Source organism: Sphaerospermopsis sp. FACHB-1094, from assembly GCF_014696195.1.
In the GTDB taxonomy this organism is placed as follows: domain Bacteria; phylum Cyanobacteriota; class Cyanobacteriia; order Cyanobacteriales; family Nostocaceae; genus Sphaerospermopsis; species Sphaerospermopsis kisseleviana.
Genome location: NZ_JACJPT010000060.1, coordinates 12,111 through 30,560 on the forward strand (window position 1 = coordinate 12,111; position 18,450 = coordinate 30,560).

Genomic DNA, 18,450 nt, shown 5'->3' on the forward strand with positions numbered 1-18,450 from the left:
AAATGCAAATTGTTAAACGCAATATCGAATTAAAAGTAGATGATAGTTTAATGCGGGTTTATGTCGCATCTCCTAAACCAGAGGGTAAATATCCAGGAATTGTTTTTTACAGTGATATTTATCAATTAGGTGGGGCAATAATTCGCTTAGTTAATTATTTAGCTGGGTTTGGTTATGTTGTCGCTGCACCGGAAATTTTTCACCGTATTGAACCTATAGGTTCTATCATTGAACCTGATGATCTGGGGAGAATGCGCGGTAATGATGATGCACGCAGAACTTTAATTTCTGAATATGATGCAGATACTCGCGCTGTAATTGATTTTCTCAAAAATGACAATTCAATTATTGCTGAAAAAATCGGCACTTTGGGTTTTTGTATTGGTGGACATTTGGCTTTTCGGGCTGCTTTTGAAGATGAAATAAAAGCTTGTGTTTCCTGTTATCCTACAGGTATTCCCATCGGTAAATTAGGTAAAGGTATGGCGGATACTATTCACAGATTTTCAGAAATTAAGGGGGAAATGTTGTTAATTTTTGGTACTCAAGATCCCCATATTCCTGAACAGGATAGACAGACTATTATTAAGGGTTTAGAAACTGCAAAAATACCTCATCAATTTTTCTGTTATGCAGCGGAACATACTTTTATGCGAGATGACGGTTATCGTTATGATGCGGAAGCGGCGACATCTGCATGGCGAGAAATAATTGCTTTTTTGGAGAGGAAGTTTAAAGGGTAATTGTTGATTTTCTCTATTCTGACTCCAGACTCCTTGCTTTTTAAGGCTGGGTAAGTCTTCGGCTTTGACACCTACCAAGCTACCCAAACCAGTTTTATGTTTGGATGCTGTCACCAACATCACAGGGACAGGTCTGGACTCTCCTTTGACACGCCCGACGAATTCCCATCCGCCAGTTCTGGTACAAGAGAGTGCTGCCAGCACCACCGCACACCACCCGAAAACCCACATTGTTGTTACGGTTGTCGGGGGTATTCCTGTTGCGATTGGCAGAACGACAGTTTTGAGGGTTGTTGTTCCACGAACCACCGCGCAGCAGTCGGAATTGCCTGCCCCTTCTCTATCCTCTTGTTTGAGCAAGAGAAATAAATAGCTTTAGGAATCTGATTTACAGGTTCAGATTTATATGTTATTATAAATCAAGCCAAGGCTGAAAAAGTTTCTGTTACATTAAGTAACTCAGATTGCTGAAAAATATAGAGGCCTGAAAACTAAAAAAAAATTTTGATCGCTCCACTCCGTTCCGCTTGAAGAGAGTAAAGAGAAGAAGGGCAGAGGGCAAAAGGGCAAGAGTGTAAAGGGATACTAAGTCCTGCCAGCACCACCGCACACCACCCGAAAACCCACATCGAGGTAACGGCCGACGGGGGTAAACCTGAGGCGATAGGCAGAACGACAGATCCGAGGGTAGTAGTTCCACGAACCACCGCGCAGCAGTCGATAATGATTATCATTTTCATTTATCCATGCACTGCCATCATTAGGCGCACCTTCATAGTTATGATGCCAAGTGTCAGCGCACCATTCCCAGACGTTGCCGTGCATATCATATAAACCAAAGGCGTTGGGACTAAAAGTTCCTACTGCTGTTGTTTGTCCTCGATATTTTCCTTTCGGGGCATTACCATAGGTGTAGTTACCATCATAGTTTACCACATCTGTGGTGATTGTGTCACCAAAAGAAAAAGGTTTTGCCGAACCAGCACGACAAGCATATTCCCATTCCGCTTCGCTGGGTAAACGATATTGTCGTCCAGTCTTCTTACTCAGTCTAGCACAAAATTCAACGGCATCGTACCAGGATACTTGCTCTACAGGTAATTTATCACCTTTAAAATAAGACGGATGGGGGTCTAGCCAGTCCTTAACAGTAGGACAGGAATAGACTACTTTTTCCCATTGTTCCTGGGTAATGGTATATTTCCCCATGTAAAAGGGTTTCACAGTTACATAGTGTTGGGGACGTTCATCATCTATACTAGCTTTTTCACTTTCTGGTGCGCCCATTAAAAATATACCACCAGGAATATAAACCATTTCTAATTTGACACCAAAACCTAAATCTTCGATCAAAGATTGATTTGCAACTGGAGTTAAAGAAGGTTGAGGTAATTCTTGTAATTCCTGCTGACGTTTATTAATTTGTTCTTTGATTAACTTAATCTTATTATTCCAGTTACCACGTTGACCTGGATCATTTTCATGGCGTAAATTATTTTCATACTGCTTGAGTAAATCAAAATCTGCTTTTAATTGTTCTTCCAAATGTTGACGTAAATCCACAATCTATTTTCTCCGTAATTTATTCATAATGTAATCCCAAGCAGACTGAAGATTAAAACCAGTTCCTAATTCTAATTCACCTTCATAATTTATCAAAAAAGGAACAATAGGCATAGAAACTACTAATTTATGTTTTGCATCCAGTTGAGGAGATTGAATAATTTCTGCAACTGCTGGCTGACTGCTTAGTGATAAAGAAGGTATGCGTTCCTCTAACACTACTAACATATGCTGCATTTCTGATTCAGATATTTGATTAGTTTCTATAGCATCTAGCATCTTTTCTATCAGAACTAATTGAGTGTGATTTAGTTGCTCAATAATAACTTTCAATATGGATTGTTCAGCAGCATCATAACGATTTAGTAGTGAATCCTGATTAAAAAGGACAATATTTAACTTTGCGTCTATTTGATCTATTTGGTTTTCTATTAAGTGCAATTGATTTTTTACGACCTGCATTTGAGGTTGAGAAGTTTCAGATAATTGTTGTTCTATTTCTTGATATTCTTCTGTATAATTAACAATAGATTCCTTGATGATTCTGACTTGTTTTTTATACCTCCTAACTCTGAGGATGTCGTCGTCGTCCCTCAATGCGTTCTCAAATTCTTGGAGTAATTCTCGGTCTTGCTCAAGGTGATCATGTAAATCTTGTAGTCTCTTGCGAAAAATCTCATTCAGCACAGGTATAACTCCTGGATACGGCAATATTTCAAAGTTTAGCGTATTTTTAGACCAATGTATCATATAGTCGCTAAACTGGGAATTAACCCAGCAAAATTTATTGAATCTATTTAGGGGTTGCTGAGAAAGTCTTTTCGTGTTCGCGCAGCGTAACGTAAGTTATGGGAATAAGAGTCAGGAGTCGTAGGGGCGAAGCATTCAAAAAATAACCTGTGATAAAAACTCATGTTATGTTAGGTTTGGTGAATTTATCTAACAAATGACAAACTTACCAGAAATACTTAAAATTACTCGTGAGGTGGGTTGGGGTGCAGCTAAGTTACTGCGCTCCTATTATCAAGGAAGTGTTAACAACGCTAATCTAGAAATAGAATACAAGCAAAATGAACCTATAACTGTTGCCGATAGAGTTGTGAGTGAGTATATCCTATCTCACCTACAGGCAGCATTTGTTGATGAAGATTTTGGTTATATTAGCGAAGAAACCTATAAATCTCAACAAGGTAAATATCCTGGGGAGTTAGTTTGGATTATTGATCCTTTGGATGGTACAAGAGATTTTATTAATAAAACTGGGGAATATGCAATACATATTGCTTTAGTGCAAAACACAAGGCCAATTTTAGCGGTGGTAGCAATACCGGAAGCGGAAAAGATATATTATGCTACTAAAGGTGGTGGTACTTTTGTCGAAACTGTTAATGGTTCTCATCCTTTGAAAGTGGCTGCTGCTAAACCACTTGAAGATTTAATCTTGGTTGTCAGTCGTTCCCATCGTCATGATAAGTTAGAATTTTTACTGAAAAATCTACCCTGCCAAAAACAAAAAGCCATTGGTAGTGTAGGTTGTAAAGTGGCTGCTATTGTCGAACAACAAGCAGATGTTTATATTTCCCTGTCTGGAAAGTCAGCCCCTAAAGATTGGGATCTGGCAGCACCAGAATTAATTTTAACAGAAGCTGGTGGTAAATTTACTCACTTTGACGGCAGACCATTAGAGTATAACACCGGTGACATCAACCAATGGGGCGGTTTGTTGGCTAGTAGTTCTCAAGATCACGAAATATTGTGTCAGAAAGCAGAACTAACATTAACTGAGTTTGCGGCTAAATGAAGCCCGTACACAAAAGATAAATTATTTTCCATGTAGACGTGAGTTATGCTATAATTATAATTCATGCTAAATGAGAGTGATAATTCCTAAAATCCTTAATGATTTTTTAGCTTTCAGCCTTCTATCAGTACCTAGTCAGATGTTCAGTTGGATCTAGTCTATGGGTAGCTGAGGAAATGTTACTTCTTAGGAGTTCATATTCAAAGGCTGTGCTATACTCGCGGATATAAAGATTATTTTCGGTTGAGTAAGTCGTTTTAATTTGTTTTAAATGCGTCTCTCCGAATCTAACTCTCTACACTCTCTGGTTTGGGAGACCATCTATGTCAATTTACGTTGGAAATTTGTCCTATCAGGTGACAGCAGAAGATTTGAAACTGGCTTTTGCTGAGTACGGTACAGTTAGCAATGTGCAGCTACCCACTGATAGGGAAACAGGCCGTCCACGTGGTTTTGCCTTCGTGGAAATGTCGTCTGAAGCTGAAGAAAAAGCAGCTATTGAAGCACTTGATGGTGCTGAGTGGATGGGGAGAGATTTAAAAGTGAACAAGGCTAAACCCCGTGAGGAAAGAGGTTCTTCTCGTGGAAGTGGAAGCTGGGGTGGCGGTGGCCGTTCTGGTGGAGGTCGTGGAGGCGATCGCCGTTATTAATCCTGTTCTGAAGAAATTTTAAATCTTTTAAATCTAGAGTCTCCAGCAGATAAAGCCCAGGGTTTGACTCTGCTGAGATATTTTTATACTCTAGTTTGTATGTGTTAAACCAAAAAAGGAGGACTAGGAATGACACAAGTAGTTTTAGGGGAAAATGAAGGTATTGAATCAGCTTTGCGGAGATTTAAACGTGAAGTTTCCAAAGCCGGAATTTTCCAAGATATGCGGAAGAATCGCCATTTTGAAACACCTTTAGAAAAAGAGAAACGTAAAGCAATAGCTAGACACAAGCAACGTCGTCAACAGCGTTCTCGCTTCAAGTAAGATAGTAGGTGACAGGTAACAGGTGACAGGTGACAGTAATGTTCACTGCAACTGTGTAGAAATCAGTTACCATCTCTTCGTTATTCCGCTGAAAATCTGTTTTTTTGTGGTGATACAATCTACCAGCCACAAGTAATTAGTAGAAACTAATAGAAAACCTGTTTGTAGTAGTGCTGCATTTATTGATTTTCGGCACTACTACAAGTTGTATTTAGGCTCAAAAATTAGCTAAATTTCTGCAACTGCGCGTTCAATCAAACGTCGTGCTAAAGTTTGAGTTCCTGTATGTTCATAGTAATTAGTGGACATATCTAGAAAAGCGGCTACATAGTCTAATTTGTCATCACTAAATTCAAGAAAACCTTGTAAATTGCCAAGAACTTTCTGAGCAGTTAAAGCATTAGCACTAACTATACCATTCATCCAACCCTTAACAGAATCAACACTTTGACCAATAAAGTCTAGTTTACCACCAGTACCATTGCCAGGAATTGCATCTTTCATGGTTCTAAAAGTAGAGTTTTGATCCAACTCTTGGGGTTTCATGTTACTGAGGAAAGTTAATGATTTTTGGATAAAATCAGGACCTAGAGGAATAATACCATCAACAGCAACCAAAGCTGCCATGCGAATCATTGACTCACCACTATATTCACCTAAAGCACCAACAAAATCGCCAATACTATCACCGGGAATACCATTAATTTGGCAAAAAGCGACTAATTCGGCGACTATTTTTAAAGTTAAATCAATAGTTTGAGCTTTATCTGGTTTGGGAGTGATAGAGTTTAAAAAACCAAATAAGGGAATGGTTTCACCAACTTTATTAGCCAAAGCGGCTGCACCTAAAGCCTTATCAGTACCATCAACAGTTTGATAAAGCCATAAAGCAGTTTGATAACCTTGGGATTTATCATTAAAAAGATAAATTGCCCGTTCACCAATTTGCTGAATTAGATCCTCATCATCTTCACCAGTCACAGTTTTAATAGTATTGACAAAACCCACAGTATTTTGCCATTCACCGGGAGCAATAAAATCCAAAGCATTTAACATAGAAACAGTTAAACCGCTGGTTGGTAGTTCATCAACTAACTCAAAAATTGGTTTACTCACAAAAATCTCCTGATTGATATGTTGTTATCCGAAATTTAGAGGTCATTTCAACTTAGCTAAACCATCAAGATCAAATTTTTCAATCCAATCTTCCCTGTCACTAGCGTTAAATAATGGATCTTTAGAAATCACTTTGACTTGATACTTACCCACCAAAACCGAAGTTTGGGTTTTACCCGTTTCTACAGCAGGATAACCTTCAATTTTCTTGGTGCTATTGGCATATTTTGATGCTACTGTAGGCGTGCTGGTAGTATCAGAAATAGCTAATTGAGCAACAACTTTACCGTCTTTTTTCAAATTCGCTTCTGAAAAGCCTTTTTTCTCTTGGGTATAAACTCGGTCGTAATCATCATCACTTTCAGGAAAGAAAGCATTTAATTTACTACCCTGAGTGGCATTTTTAACAACAGCCTGACCACTTTTTTGTTTTGTGCTTTCCTGTTGTGCTTGATCAAAACGATTAGGTACTTTTTCCGCACAAGCGGTAGTCAGCAATAAAACACACAGTAGTAAACTGGCTAAAATTCTACGACTACGAGATAAGATCATGTTTTTTCTCCTTCAATGCTTGAAGCTTGAGGCAATTATCTGCTTTACTTGAGTATTTGCACCAAAAAATTTACTATTTGATCATGATTGGTAGTCCAGATAACCAATTTTTTCCTAACTTGATGATTCCACACGATAAGCTATCACAGTATAGAAGGGATCTCCTCCTGGTAAACCCAACCATTGTAAAAAATTCGGCGCAGTTGATTTATTGATGATCACTTCGGGAGTGGAAAACCCTGGTACTGAAGCAAAGTAACGCTTAACTAGCTCAACTCTAGACGCTTCTGAGGCATCCCGCCAGATTTGAATCGCCTTTTGATAAAACATCCGGTTAGAAAAGCTGATAATAGCCACACCACCAGGTTTAAGAATACGGTGAATCTCGGAAAATACAGCTTCTGGATATTGAATATACTGGACAGAAACACAGTTGACAACAGCATCAAAATCCTGATCTGGCAAGGGTAGCTGAGGTTGTGAGTTGAGATTTTGCACGAAATAATGGTTCAGTCGAGGATTGCGTGCTAGTTCCTCGGCGTTGAGTCCATGTCCCTCCACATGAGCAAATTCTATTTCTTCTGGTAGATGAGACACCCAACTGCTCATCATATCAAAAATGCGCGTGTTCGGTTGCAGTCGCTGACGATATAAATCTGTTAATTGTTGAATAAAGCCTTCATCAACGTGGGTGACAAAGCGCGGGTAGTCGTAAAACAATTTATCATCGGTGTCATCTAACTTGAGACGTTGATCTGGTCGCAACAGCATACGATTTGTTTGAGAATTTGTCGGGTAAGTTTGGGTAAGAAAAAATTGCCTGATTTGTGTCAATTTGGTGAGTATTCTGATTTTGAATTGTGTATACTAACCAAACTAATTCATGACTTACGCAGAACAGAACGCAAGTAGGGGTAATTCATGAATTACCCCTACGCAATAATCAGGTTTTTAGTCCAATTTTGCCTAAGTCCTATAATTTTAAAACAAAACTGTTACACAATCTACAGATCAACTGATGATTCTCATTAATTAAATGTTCTATAAATCACCTTTATTGAAAGATGTCTGGCTACAAATTCGTTTATTGACAAAATCACACTATGCTCTTTTGTTAATTTGGTTACTACCTTTATTGCTATTTACTTCTGGTGAAACTAGCCTCATGGCACATGACGAAGCTCTTTATGCAACAAGAGCGCGTTTGATGTTTGATTCTGGTGACTGGATAGCACCTTGGGAAAATGCCCATCATAAAACCCCTGGTTTTTATTGGTTAATTGCTGTTTTTTATCAGTTATTTGGTGTCAGTGATACCACTGCCAGAATACCTGCTATGATTGCGGGAATTTGTTGCACATTAGTTATATATGAAATAGCTAAAATATTACTGGGTAAAAAGTTAGCTTACCTATCGACGGCTATTTTGAGTGTAGAATTTCTCTGGCTACAATATTGTCGTTTAGCTGCACCTGATGTACCTACAATTATATTAGTGTGTTTAGGTATTTTATCTTTATTAAATTCTGAATTATATCCAAAATATAGATGGATTTATGGTTTGATTGTTGGTTTATGTTTTGGTTTAGGTTTCTTGATAAGAAGCTTTATGATTTTTTTGCCGATGGTGGCTTTATTACCTTATTTAATTGGAGAAAATCGCCGTCATCGTCATCTTACCAACCCGATGTTATATGTAGGATTTTTAATTGGGTTTATTCCTACTTTAGTTTGGTTATGGTTTAGCTGGCAGCGTTATGGTGGTGATAGTTTTGGCCAGTTGTGGGATTTTGTCGTGCGACTGGGTAGTCGTGAACAACATGGAAATAATATATTTTTCTATTTCTGGAATATTCCTTTAAAATCTTTTCCTTGGTTCTTTTTTAGCCTTTTAGGTTTAGCTTTAGTAATTCGTAAACCTATCCCTCGCTACCAATTATTATTAGTAGGTTTTCCTGTTGTTTTATTTTTAGAAATCAGTTTATTTTTGACTCGATTTTCTCATTATAGTCTTTGTCTTTATCCTTTTATTGCTATGTTTGCCGCTGTGGGTTTAGACTGGTTGGGAAAAATTTACCAACAAAGAAAATCGAGTAAAGTTAGTAACTTTAGTAAAGTTCAAGCATCTCTTACCCGCAATATTAGTTATGTATTTGGTGTTTTAGGTATTATCTTTATTTTAGCTGGTGTAGTGGCTTTGGTTGCAGGGATTCTTGATATTCAAAAGTATGCAATTCTGGCGTTAATTTCTGGTTTAGGTTGTTTAATTGTACCTTGTATTTGGATTGGACGCTATCATTTTTATCAGAAATTTCTCACTTATCGTTACTGGATGGGTGGTTGGTTAATTGCCTGTTGGTTATCTATCGCTACGGCTGGGAGTTTAGGTTTATTAGGAGACTTAAACCCTGAATTTAGAATGTTTTTTCAGCAAGAATATATTGCGTCAATTCTCCAAAATTATCCGGTAGCTTTTGTCAAATCCGATGATAAATATTCTGTTTTGATTAATTTTTATACTCCTATTCATGGTCAAAAAGTACAGTCAATTTCTCAATTACCAGCTTTGAGTTATGCTTGGATTTATCCGCCTAATTCTGATGATTTAGTTAAGAATTATCGTGTTGTTGGTAGTATTAAAAATTATCAATTAATTCAAGTTTTACCAGTTGAAAATAAAAGTTCGTAGTAAGGGCTTTAGCCCTTGAGAAAGCGATGAATCGCTTACTACGAACCAACTTTATTTGACATTAGCTTCTGGTTGATGAGAGTCTTTATCTTTGAATAAATCAGCCGCTGCTAATAATAACTCTCTCAAATTTTGTTTTAATTGACGTTCTTTTTTCGCTATGGATGCACCTGCTTCACCGAGTTTGTTTTCTAACTGAGAGTGTTTTTCTCCTACTTGTGTAGCCACATTTTCCGCTTGGGGACGAGCTTGATTATACCAGGTTTTGGCATCGTCTAAATATTCTTTGACTTCTACAGAACGTCCGCCATAACGTGCCGCTAAATTAGCACGAATAATGGCTAATTGTGCTTGTAATTGGGCGTAGCGTTTCTTTAATAAAGCGACTTCTTCACTATTTTGGATAGTATGAATTGCTGAGGCGATCGCATTTTTAATACTATCCGATTTTTCTTGACTTGTATCCTGAATTTCTGCTAACATTCCCTCAACTTCTTGTTGCAGTTGTTCTTCTTCTTGATCTAATTTCGCTTGAATTTGTTTGAGTTCGGTTTGGGTTTTGACAATAGCTTCATGTCTTTTGCTATTCACCCCTTCTAAAGCACCTTCAATAGAAGCTGTGACTTCTTCTTTGATTTCGCTACCTTTATCTTGGAGATTTTCAATTACTGTAGAAACAGCATCTTTAACTAAAGTGCGTAACTCACTAGAACCTTCTTTGACTTCAGCAGAAACTTGAGAAACTGCGGTTTTAACAATTTCTCTAATGTTTTCTGTTCTTAATTGTCCCGTGGCTTTGGCTTCTTGTAAATCTGCTTGGATTTTTTCTTTAATGTTGTTAGTCATTGTTAATCCTGATAATAATCATAATGCTACATAGTCATTATGACTCATGATTTTTTTGTCTACACACCTCCTGGAGATAGAAAACAGCAAATCAAAAGTTAGATTTGTGCAAAGTCACCAATTATGAGATGATAAATAATCAGATCTCCGACTTCTTTGAGAAGTCGGGGATCTATATCCTGATGATGAGAAATAAATAATTAACTATGTGGCGTGTAAATATCACTTGTTCGGGAGATGCTTGGAAAATTCATGGTGCTGAGTTTAAAACAATGGCACAAAATTATCGAGGTGAAGTGATATCTTCTAAAAAACTGCCCGATGGTACTCGCATCATGGCTTATAAAATTGAAGATGTCAGTGATGCGGAGGAATTTCAAGAAAAGTGCGCTAATTTTCCAGGGTTTACATCTGATTTTGAATCATTATAACCATGAAAAAACTCATAACTTTGATTTTGTTGACTTTCTGTTTGTGGATAATCAATTTTCCCTTACCAGCTAACGCTTTAGATACCCAAAATGGGGCGGAAGTTTTTAGCGTTCATTGTGTTGGATGTCATATCAATGGTGGTAATATTATTAGAAGAGGCAAGAACTTAAAAAAGAATGCTTTGAAAAGATATGGTATGGATTCTTTAGAGGCGATTACAAATATCATCACTAATGGTAAAAGTAATATGTCAGCCTATAAAGAAAAGTTGACAACGGAAGAAATCAAAAATGTCGCGGCTTATGTTTTGGAACAAGCAGAAAACAACTGGAAATAATCAGATCAACAATAACACAAACAATAAGATCAAAAATATCATGTTACCTGAAGCAAGTTATTTACAATTTACCCCTGATTTAAAGATTTGCCGAATTTTAAATGGAATGTGGCAAGTTTCTGGAGGACATGGACGCATTAACCAGAAAGCTGCTATTGAGTCAATGTTTCAATATGTGGATGCTGGTTTTACGACTTGGGACTTAGCAGATCATTATGGACCAGCAGAAGATTTTATTGGTGAATTTCGTCGTCAGTTAATAGCAACTCGTGGAGAAGAAGCGGTTAATAATATTCAAGCTTTTACAAAATGGGTTCCGCGTCCGGGAAAGATGACGAAACAAATAGTAGAGGAAAATATTAATATTTCTCTGCGTAGAATGGATGTTAAATCATTAGATTTGATGCAGTTTCACTGGTGGGAATATCGAGACTCTAATTATTTAGATGCTCTCAAATATATGGCAGAATTGCAAACAGAGGGCAAAATTAAGCATTTAGCTTTGACTAATTTTGATACGGAACATTTGCAAATTATCACGGAAGCTGGAATTAAGATTTTTTCTAACCAGGTGCAGTATTCTTTGGTTGACAGAAGACCACAGGTAAATATGGCTAAATTCTGTCAAGAACATGATATAAAATTGTTTACCTATGGTAGTGTGTGCGGTGGTTTGTTATCAGAAAAATATTTAAATCAACCAGAACCACGGGGTTTTGATTTGAATACAACCAGCTTGAAGAAATACAAAAATATGATTGATGCTTGGGGTGGTTGGAGATTATTTCAAGAATTGCTTTCCACCCTGAAACAAATTGCCGATAAACATCAAGTGAGTATTGCTAATGTGGCTGTGAATTACATTTTAAATCAGCCCGCAGTAGGCGGTGTAATTGTTGGTGCTAGGTTAGGAATTGCAGAACATATTGCCGATAATGCGCGGGTGTTTGGGTTTAGTTTGGATGCTGAGGATGTGAAAAAAATTGATGCAGTTTCGCAGCAGTCACGGGATTTATATCAGTTAATTGGTGACTGTGGGGATGAATATCGAAGGTAGTTAAGCAGGGCTTGGGGAATAACTAACCCCTCATTTATTCTTCGTGCATCAAAGCTTGAAACTGAAAACTGACAACTGAAAACTGATAATTGATCACTGAATAAATCAACAAATAGTTATTTTTTTAGTTAGGGTTTGCTGAATAAACCTAAAACCTTGATATATCAAAGGTTAGAGGCTGATAAACACAGAAATTAGTGCAAGGGTTTTGAAGGGTATACCGGAAAAAGTGTGCATTTTTTGGGATTTCAAGAGATGGCAAAGAAATTTTCAAATCTCCTCCTGACACAAGAGGGCAACCACGGGGGGTTTGCCCCTACTGACTCCTGACTCCTATGCCCTCACGGAAAGACTTTCTCAGCAACCCCTAGTTAGGGTTTGCCGAAAAAGTTATCTGTGAGGGGTCAGGAACTAATTTAACCTCTGTGTAAGATTTTTGGCTTGGTCGGTGATTTTGTGCCAATTCCCTTCTAAAACCCAATTTTTCGGGAATAATTCCCCACTTAAACCCACGGCTACCGCCCCAACTTGTAAAAAATCTTGAGCATTTTCTAAAGTCACACCACCGGTAGGAATTAAGGGAATATGACCAAGAGGTGCTTGTAAACTGTGGATATAACTTGCACCTCCCACTGATTGTACAGGAAATACTTTGACACAACTTGCGCCCTGAGTCCAGGCGGTAACAATTTCTGTAGGTGTAAGTGCGCCAGGAATAATAGGAACATCTTGAGATACTGCAACTTTGATCATTTCTGGGTCAGTATGGGGAGTGAAGAGAAACTGCGCCCCAGCAGCGATCGCATCTTGTAATTGTTGCACATTAAACAGTGTACCAGTACCAATTATACAATCAGGTAATTGACTACGTAATTGAGAAATTAATTCCCCAGGGCGATCGCTATTCCAGGTAATTTCTATTAACTGCATTCCCCCAGATGCTACCGCTAAAGCCATTTTTTCACCCCAGTCCATTTTCGGGGCGCGAATAACTGCGATCGCTCGATGTTTCTGTAATTGTGACAACCAAACTTGATTAGACATAAAAAATAGGCATTGCTATTATTACCCTGGAAATATGCACACTTAAAACCGCGTTGTTTATACATATTTATTACTTTTATCACTTTTATCACTTAGTCATTAAATTAAATCGGCTGCCTATAGGTACGGGTAATTGGTAAAAAACACAGCAGTTAATTACCGATTACCCATAACCTATGACTTAAAAATTAAGCAATATCTTCGCGTTCAATATATAAAAACATAAACGCGAAAGCGACTGCTGGGAAAACCAAACCAGTCAAAGGAACGAAAATGGAAGGCAAAAATGAAGAATAAGCCAGAATTGAAGGCAAAAATGAAGTTGACATAGTAAGAGTCCTTGGAAGTCACACTACAATTCACTTAGGAGCTTACTGCAAAATTCCGCCTCTTTTTGGAAATTCTCAAGATTTTTAACAAAACCGTTTACATTCCCAGTACCTCGTCGAGTTCTATTGTCGGTAAGTTAGGAGGTATGACAGTTTTAACTATTGTAACTTTGTGGCTTTCCTGTTGGGTATTCGTATCGAGAGCGATCGCCCCTACTAACACTTCTAGACAACCTAAAGGTACAATTAATTGAGTGATCGCTTCCCAATTTCCCCAAGGGGTAGTCCGTAAATCTTGGATCAGATGAGGTCCGTCTAGCAACCCACGAGTTTGGTAATCTTCCACCCATAACTTTAATACAACTGTTGATGATGCTTGGGACAGTTCTAAGCGCACTTTTATAGATGAGCCAGCAAGTAATTCACCATTGGGTAAAAACAGTTGGGGTGTGGGTAAAGATGTTAGTACCGGAGGAGATACATCCAGCAGTTGTTCCTGTGGTTCAGATGGTTGATTGCTGTCTTCATTGCTCAAGGTCATATATGTATCATCTAGAACTATTTCTTGAGACAACAATTGAGATATGTTGGGAGATGATTCTGGTTCGGGGGTTGGTTCACTTGTGCCTAGAATCATGTGTTCTGGCAAATCTATAACTTCTTCCATTTCTATTTCTGCATCTAAATTTAAATTGAGAAGTAATTCATCTGTAAAAGCGGGTGGAACAGCAGGATTTTCATCATTCAGAATTACAGGAGGCTCATCTGTTGATTCACTGATATCATCAGCATTATTAGCGTCTTGAGTATCAACTTCATCATTAGTATTATCCTCTTGATATACCAACTCGATACCTTCATCTAATAAGTACCCTTGACTCTTGATCCATTTTTGAATCAGAGGAGATGTTTCTGGTATGATTTCTGGTGTGTTTAATTCCTCGATATCGAGAATAGGAACTTGAGGAATTGTATTTTCTATCAATTCATTGTCTATCAATTCCACAGCAGAAGTTTCTTCATGTTCCTTGCTGGGTAGTAATTCTGGTGTATTTTCTGGCTTTGATAATTGAATTTCCATCAATTTTGGCAGATTGTTTTTGGTTTTTGAATTTGGTTCTGTTGCAGGTTTTAAACGTTTCAAGTATGGGAAAGAAGTTGTGACCTGTTTGATCACCAGTTTGTCCAGATTTATGGGTGGTATCTGACTAGCATTATTGACAGTTCCTGCTGATAAGCTGGAGTCTGCATTGGCAGAATTGCCAGCGATCGCATTTTTGTGAATCCGGGGTAATTTTGGCAGTGTGGGTGAACTTCCATCCAAAACAATGACTGGTTTTATTCTTGGGGGTAGAGGTTTGTTAGCTGCTGGTTTTAAAATATGAAACTGTGCTAATTTGGGGGTTTTGACGATATTGAATAGTTCTAAACTTACACGATGAGGTGGTTCTGGTTTGGTTGCTCCATCCTCAGTTGGTGGTAAGTTATCATCAGGTAACAAGTCTGGTGGACTAGATTTTTCTCTAGATTTTGCTGAGGTAACGGTCAGTAATTCTGTGACATCTGCTGTAATTATAAAAGTATGGCTGGCTAACAGTATGACTTCGCCGGCTTTAGTCAGTGTGCCATATAAATTAATATTGGCCAAAATCAACTTAGATTCACAGTTTTTAGGAATTTCAATAATGCTACTAAATGTAAAAGGTAAGATTTGATCTGTTAAAGGCTGTGTGAATTGAGCTAAGATATTGGATTCTAAAGGCGATCGCAGTTGACTAATTAGTTGCAGTTGAAAACAATGATTAATATTAGTTGTAGATAATATTTCATTTGCCAAATTGTCAATTTCTGCCAGTTCCACATACCCATTTATTGTCAAAGTTTTTCCCCAACGAGCAATATAGGTATCCCGTTCTAGAGATAAATGGAGGGGTGAGGGTGGGGATGCGACTGGTGAAATATCCTCATCTGACTGTTCTTCATCCCAAGATTCAGAACTGGGTAAAGCTAAATCGAGAACGCTTTGTAAAATTTGTTCGGCTGTTTCCCCTTTGAATAATACTGGGCTAACCGGCTGATTGATGATTGTATCTTCTACGGTTGCTGTAGACAAAGGATTGATGTCCAGGTTGCTGGGTGAAGCAACTGCAAATTCATCTTCCTGAGTGGGTGTCACCTGGGACTCTTCGTTAAATTGATCACCACTACCTAATAATGGTTGCTCATTCAACTCTAGGGGCAAAACTTTAAGGATGAGGCTATATTGCCAGGATTTCCCCAGCATATTTGTCATTAAGTCGGCAGAGCAACGTAATTCCCAAATTCCCGGGTTGAGGTCAGTAAAGGGAATTACTGCCATCAGCCCCTCTGCATTGGTACGACGCAAACGCTTAAAAATGCGGCGTTTGGGTGGAACTTCCTGAATTGAGGAGTGAATTAACCGCACTTCTACATTTGTATTAGCAAGGTGAGAACGAGCCAAAACTCTGTACTTACCTGCGAAAATTCTTAAATTTGGCGATTCCAGGGGTTGCCAATTGCGATCGCCCTGCTTCTGTATCAGAAATTGCCATTGTTCCATTGGAGTCATGCCCAAGCCCAGGATCAGCCGATTAATTTTTTGTATTAACTTGTTTGTCAGTTTAACTCAGTACGAGGTAAGAAAGTAAGCTTTATTAACTTTTTCTACTTTTTTCACTGGATATTTATTTTCGCCACGTCACGGGATGTTTTACAGCACAAGATTGTGACATCCCAAGGTGCGAAATGTGCGTTATAAACTCAACCAGCTAAAGACTTCTTGAACAGTAATATTTAATTCAATCCCTGTGAGAACTGGCAAGTAATCGCTATTTTTAAGTTCCTTAACTCGGCGATCGCTATCTACTACCAAAATACTTTCATCGTCACTATCAACCAACCAACCTAACTCAGTTCCATACTCCGCACAGTGTAGTAATTTGCTGAGAACTTGTTTATATTTCTGTTCGGGAGAGAGAATTTCCATTACCCAATCTGGATGGAGTTCAAACCGATTGGCGATGCGTCCTGATGGCAACCGAGGGATTCGCTCCCAACGAAATACCGCTATATCTGGCACAATTGCTAATCCACCAAAAATACAGCGTAGTTCTGGAAAAGCTTTGGCAATTTTCTGAGGTTTAGTAATTTGATTAACAGTAAACCAAAAAGTTTTTCCCAAAGAGCGATTCCTATGTTGCGCTGAACGCTATCACCTCCATCCCCAAACGCTTTAATACCTGCAATACACTATAAAGCTCATTATCAGGGTTTACCAAAGAAAACAGCCGAGAGTTAGCATATTTATGTTCCAATACCTTTAAAAATAAAAACTCATTACCATTGGTAATCATGCCAAAGGTTGGTAGCACAGTTTCCTCATTACTCAACATATAAGCTAAAGCTTGAGGAATTGCGCGTGTCACCGCAAAATCACTCCGTTTTGATTCAATTACCAACAACCAAAGCCGATTTTTTAACACCAAAACATCAATCCGCCCCCGAATAATCGTTCCTTCATCCTCCATTTCTAAAGCCACACTCGTTTCTGTTTCAATCCTAAATGGCCTATGATAAAAACCAGCTAAATCTAACAAGGGCGCAAGTACCACCATCTTCACCGTATTTTCTAGCATTGGGGGATCATCCATCAATTCTAAAAAATTAGCCTTCACCCGATCTAATAAATGTTGCTCTTCCTCTTTCAAAGCCTCAAGCCCATCCAACCACTCAGGAAAAAAGGTAGCATCTTGAACGATTTGAATGCCAAAATTTTGCTTTAATTCCCGTAGTGTCACATCCTTGGCTGCAATAGACTGAACCATCTTGATATTTCTCCTGACGAAATTTTAGGCTCAAGTGTATAGAAAAACCTATTAAGCCTGAAACCCTTACTCCCATATTTCTCACAAACAATGTAATCGCAATTTGTATAACCCGTATAGAGAATCGGTTTCAGGCAACTCTACATTAGATTCCTCTCAACCCTTCTGTCAAGCCTAATTGAGATGCTCCTACTCATCCTCCTGATACTTACCCATTTAACTAACTTCCCAATCTTCAAACTTTAACCCATCAATTCTGCTACACTCTCTCACATTATTAGTTACCAATATTACAGCTATTTTCAGGTAAATAAACCACATTTTGATTTACGTTTCGCGTCAACAATGTAGGGGCGAAGCATTCGGACAATTAATTATCGGTTTTTACCTATTAAGATGCTTGCTTACTTGGAAGTTTAAATATTAGTTTAGCATACTATGTACTGATGAACCATTTTTTAGAAGTACCAGTTTGATTATGACCAATTCCCAAATTTTTTCTACCTCTTTAAATTTTCAGGAAGAATACCCCTGTCCTGTTTGTCGGATCGGTAAAATCTCTGCTATGCCGTTAATGGAAACTATGTCTTGTGACTTTTGTCACGAAATTTTTACTGTCAATTTAGAATCACAGCAAATCAAGATGCCTTCTAGACAACCGCCCCTGGTGTGGCAGTGGAATGGTTTTAAGTGGAATCAAGCCCAGTTAGAAGGTGTGGAATTAGCATGGGGTTATGTGTTAGCTGCAATTGCTTTTGTGATTTTCCCGACTACTTTAATTGGCATTGGCGCTTATTATTTACCACCAAAACCAGATGTTCCTCTTTCTTGGATACCTTATGTTTGGACATTACTCACATTTTTGTCACATTCAGCAATTATAGTTTGGATTTTTATTGAAGTTTATCAAATTCCCATTAGGGCATATTGGCGTGGGATCACTCAGTGGACAAATGGCATAATTCGTAATTCGTAATTCGTAATTCGTAATTCGTAATTCGTAATTCGTAATTAAGAATAACTGCTATATAAAACCTAGACAAAACTAGACTTTACTTTCTACTTCAACGGGAGCATGGGAGCAGTTATCCCTCAGTAGACTTTCACGCCTTAGCCAGACGC

At 38.2% G+C, this 18,450-nt stretch carries 21 protein-coding genes; 9 read left to right on the forward strand and 12 right to left on the reverse strand.

All coding sequences use genetic code 11. The annotated features are described in order from the left end of the window. The first annotated feature begins 2 nt into the window (after window positions 1–2). Window positions 3–743, forward strand: coding sequence for a dienelactone hydrolase family protein (locus H6F47_RS17415; RefSeq protein ID WP_137667569.1), 741 nt, complete (start codon window positions 3–5; stop codon window positions 741–743). 94 nt (window positions 744–837) lie between these two features. Here H6F47_RS17415 and H6F47_RS28915 read toward each other — a convergent pair whose 3' ends face one another. From H6F47_RS28915 to H6F47_RS17430, 3 genes are all read right to left on the reverse strand, one after another. Beyond that, window positions 838–1,062 carry an SUMF1/EgtB/PvdO family nonheme iron enzyme gene (locus H6F47_RS28915; protein WP_199291196.1) on the reverse strand — a complete coding sequence of 75 codons (225 nt, stop codon included), beginning with the start codon at window positions 1,060–1,062 and terminating at the stop codon, window positions 838–840. A gap of 266 nt (window positions 1,063–1,328) precedes the next feature. Further along, entirely contained in the window at window positions 1,329–2,306 is a 978-nt protein-coding gene (locus tag H6F47_RS17425) for a formylglycine-generating enzyme family protein (protein ID WP_347239093.1), read from the reverse strand. 3 nt (window positions 2,307–2,309) lie between these two features. Further along, window positions 2,310–2,993: a hypothetical protein gene (locus H6F47_RS17430; RefSeq protein ID WP_190650239.1), complete on the reverse strand. Its 684-nt coding sequence runs from the start codon at window positions 2,991–2,993 to the stop codon at window positions 2,310–2,312. A 259-nt stretch (window positions 2,994–3,252) separates the two neighbouring features. Here H6F47_RS17430 and H6F47_RS17435 point away from each other — a divergent pair, with 259 nt between their 5' ends. The 3 genes from H6F47_RS17435 to rpsU all read left to right on the forward strand — a co-directional run bounded on the left by H6F47_RS17435 (window position 3,253) and on the right by rpsU (window position 5,081). Then, window positions 3,253–4,107: a 3'(2'),5'-bisphosphate nucleotidase CysQ gene (locus H6F47_RS17435; RefSeq protein ID WP_190650241.1), complete on the forward strand. Its 855-nt coding sequence runs from the start codon at window positions 3,253–3,255 to the stop codon at window positions 4,105–4,107. A 323-nt stretch (window positions 4,108–4,430) separates the two neighbouring features. Next, window positions 4,431–4,757 carry an RNA-binding protein gene (locus H6F47_RS17440; RefSeq protein ID WP_137667557.1) on the forward strand — a complete coding sequence of 109 codons (327 nt, stop codon included), beginning with the start codon at window positions 4,431–4,433 and terminating at the stop codon, window positions 4,755–4,757. Window positions 4,758–4,886: 129 nt separating this feature from the next. Continuing rightward, window positions 4,887–5,081: a 30S ribosomal protein S21 gene (rpsU, locus tag H6F47_RS17445; RefSeq protein WP_013192888.1), complete on the forward strand. Its 195-nt coding sequence runs from the start codon at window positions 4,887–4,889 to the stop codon at window positions 5,079–5,081. 228 nt (window positions 5,082–5,309) lie between these two features. Here rpsU and H6F47_RS17450 read toward each other — a convergent pair whose 3' ends face one another. The 3 genes from H6F47_RS17450 to H6F47_RS17460 all read right to left on the reverse strand — a co-directional run bounded on the left by H6F47_RS17450 (window position 5,310) and on the right by H6F47_RS17460 (window position 7,520). Beyond that, entirely contained in the window at window positions 5,310–6,197 is an 888-nt protein-coding gene (locus tag H6F47_RS17450; RefSeq protein WP_096565971.1) for a hypothetical protein, read from the reverse strand. A gap of 42 nt (window positions 6,198–6,239) precedes the next feature. Then, window positions 6,240–6,749, reverse strand: coding sequence for a hypothetical protein (locus H6F47_RS17455; protein ID WP_137667556.1), 510 nt, complete (start codon window positions 6,747–6,749; stop codon window positions 6,240–6,242). A 114-nt stretch (window positions 6,750–6,863) separates the two neighbouring features. Further along, window positions 6,864–7,520: a class I SAM-dependent methyltransferase gene (locus tag H6F47_RS17460; RefSeq protein WP_137667555.1), complete on the reverse strand. Its 657-nt coding sequence runs from the start codon at window positions 7,518–7,520 to the stop codon at window positions 6,864–6,866. Window positions 7,521–7,785: 265 nt separating this feature from the next. Between H6F47_RS17460 and H6F47_RS17465 the strand changes: the two genes are divergently transcribed. Next, window positions 7,786–9,438, forward strand: coding sequence for a glycosyltransferase family 39 protein (locus H6F47_RS17465; protein WP_190650243.1), 1,653 nt, complete (start codon window positions 7,786–7,788; stop codon window positions 9,436–9,438). 51 nt (window positions 9,439–9,489) lie between these two features. On the opposite strand, the gene H6F47_RS17470 is transcribed toward H6F47_RS17465, so the two are convergent. Next, a complete protein-coding gene (locus H6F47_RS17470) occupies window positions 9,490–10,284 on the reverse strand; it encodes a histidine kinase (RefSeq protein ID WP_137667553.1) in 795 nt (264 codons plus the stop codon). Window positions 10,285–10,490: 206 nt separating this feature from the next. On the opposite strand from H6F47_RS17470, the gene H6F47_RS17475 reads away from it, so the two are divergent. Genes H6F47_RS17475 through H6F47_RS17485 form a run of 3 tightly spaced genes read left to right on the forward strand, consistent with a single transcriptional unit; the run spans window position 10,491 to window position 12,110 of the window. Then, on the forward strand, window positions 10,491–10,715 hold the full coding sequence (locus H6F47_RS17475; RefSeq protein WP_096565963.1) for a hypothetical protein: 225 nt from the start codon (window positions 10,491–10,493) through the stop codon (window positions 10,713–10,715). Window positions 10,716–10,717: 2 nt separating this feature from the next. Then, window positions 10,718–11,053 (forward strand): cytochrome c6 PetJ, encoded by a 336-nt coding sequence (petJ, locus tag H6F47_RS17480; protein WP_190348022.1) that lies wholly within the window; start codon window positions 10,718–10,720, stop codon window positions 11,051–11,053. Between the two features lie 37 nt (window positions 11,054–11,090). Beyond that, window positions 11,091–12,110, forward strand: coding sequence for an aldo/keto reductase (locus tag H6F47_RS17485; protein WP_096572581.1), 1,020 nt, complete (start codon window positions 11,091–11,093; stop codon window positions 12,108–12,110). 411 nt (window positions 12,111–12,521) lie between these two features. On the opposite strand, the gene H6F47_RS17490 is transcribed toward H6F47_RS17485, so the two are convergent. The 5 genes from H6F47_RS17490 to H6F47_RS17510 all read right to left on the reverse strand — a co-directional run bounded on the left by H6F47_RS17490 (window position 12,522) and on the right by H6F47_RS17510 (window position 17,328). Beyond that, window positions 12,522–13,154, reverse strand: coding sequence for a bifunctional 4-hydroxy-2-oxoglutarate aldolase/2-dehydro-3-deoxy-phosphogluconate aldolase (locus H6F47_RS17490; RefSeq protein ID WP_096565959.1), 633 nt, complete (start codon window positions 13,152–13,154; stop codon window positions 12,522–12,524). Between the two features lie 188 nt (window positions 13,155–13,342). Then, window positions 13,343–13,483, reverse strand: a complete 141-nt coding sequence (psaI, locus tag H6F47_RS17495) for a photosystem I reaction center subunit VIII (protein ID WP_096565957.1) — start codon at window positions 13,481–13,483, stop codon at window positions 13,343–13,345. A 97-nt stretch (window positions 13,484–13,580) separates the two neighbouring features. Beyond that, on the reverse strand, window positions 13,581–16,073 hold the full coding sequence (locus tag H6F47_RS17500; RefSeq protein WP_242027422.1) for a hypothetical protein: 2,493 nt from the start codon (window positions 16,071–16,073) through the stop codon (window positions 13,581–13,583). 183 nt (window positions 16,074–16,256) lie between these two features. Next, window positions 16,257–16,685, reverse strand: coding sequence for a Uma2 family endonuclease (locus H6F47_RS17505; protein ID WP_137667547.1), 429 nt, complete (start codon window positions 16,683–16,685; stop codon window positions 16,257–16,259). Between the two features lie 10 nt (window positions 16,686–16,695). After that, entirely contained in the window at window positions 16,696–17,328 is a 633-nt protein-coding gene (locus H6F47_RS17510; RefSeq protein ID WP_137667546.1) for a type I restriction enzyme HsdR N-terminal domain-containing protein, read from the reverse strand. 478 nt (window positions 17,329–17,806) lie between these two features. Here H6F47_RS17510 and H6F47_RS17515 point away from each other — a divergent pair, with 478 nt between their 5' ends. Beyond that, window positions 17,807–18,304, forward strand: a complete 498-nt coding sequence (locus H6F47_RS17515) for a hypothetical protein (protein ID WP_096565955.1) — start codon at window positions 17,807–17,809, stop codon at window positions 18,302–18,304. Window positions 18,305–18,450: the final 146 nt, after the last annotated feature.

What these genes read in the sequence shown, in the direction of transcription:
- H6F47_RS17415 (WP_137667569.1), top strand. Translation starts at nt 3, where the DNA reads ATGCAAATTGTTAAACGCAATATCGAATTAAAAGTAGATGATAGTTTA.
- H6F47_RS17435 (WP_190650241.1), top strand. Translation starts at nt 3,253, where the DNA reads ATGACAAACTTACCAGAAATACTTAAAATTACTCGTGAGGTGGGTTGG.
- H6F47_RS17440 (WP_137667557.1), top strand. Translation starts at nt 4,431, where the DNA reads ATGTCAATTTACGTTGGAAATTTGTCCTATCAGGTGACAGCAGAAGAT.
- rpsU (WP_013192888.1), top strand. Translation starts at nt 4,887, where the DNA reads ATGACACAAGTAGTTTTAGGGGAAAATGAAGGTATTGAATCAGCTTTG.
- H6F47_RS17455 (WP_137667556.1), bottom strand. Translation starts at nt 6,749, where the DNA reads ATGATCTTATCTCGTAGTCGTAGAATTTTAGCCAGTTTACTACTGTGT.
- H6F47_RS17460 (WP_137667555.1), bottom strand. Translation starts at nt 7,520, where the DNA reads ATGCTGTTGCGACCAGATCAACGTCTCAAGTTAGATGACACCGATGAT.
- H6F47_RS17465 (WP_190650243.1), top strand. Translation starts at nt 7,786, where the DNA reads ATGTTCTATAAATCACCTTTATTGAAAGATGTCTGGCTACAAATTCGT.
- H6F47_RS17470 (WP_137667553.1), bottom strand. Translation starts at nt 10,284, where the DNA reads ATGACTAACAACATTAAAGAAAAAATCCAAGCAGATTTACAAGAAGCC.
- H6F47_RS17475 (WP_096565963.1), top strand. Translation starts at nt 10,491, where the DNA reads ATGTGGCGTGTAAATATCACTTGTTCGGGAGATGCTTGGAAAATTCAT.
- petJ (WP_190348022.1), top strand. Translation starts at nt 10,718, where the DNA reads ATGAAAAAACTCATAACTTTGATTTTGTTGACTTTCTGTTTGTGGATA.
- H6F47_RS17490 (WP_096565959.1), bottom strand. Translation starts at nt 13,154, where the DNA reads ATGTCTAATCAAGTTTGGTTGTCACAATTACAGAAACATCGAGCGATC.
- psaI (WP_096565957.1), bottom strand. Translation starts at nt 13,483, where the DNA reads ATGTCAACTTCATTTTTGCCTTCAATTCTGGCTTATTCTTCATTTTTG.
- H6F47_RS17500 (WP_242027422.1), bottom strand. Translation starts at nt 16,073, where the DNA reads ATGACTCCAATGGAACAATGGCAATTTCTGATACAGAAGCAGGGCGAT.
- H6F47_RS17510 (WP_137667546.1), bottom strand. Translation starts at nt 17,328, where the DNA reads ATGGTTCAGTCTATTGCAGCCAAGGATGTGACACTACGGGAATTAAAG.
- H6F47_RS17515 (WP_096565955.1), top strand. Translation starts at nt 17,807, where the DNA reads ATGACCAATTCCCAAATTTTTTCTACCTCTTTAAATTTTCAGGAAGAA.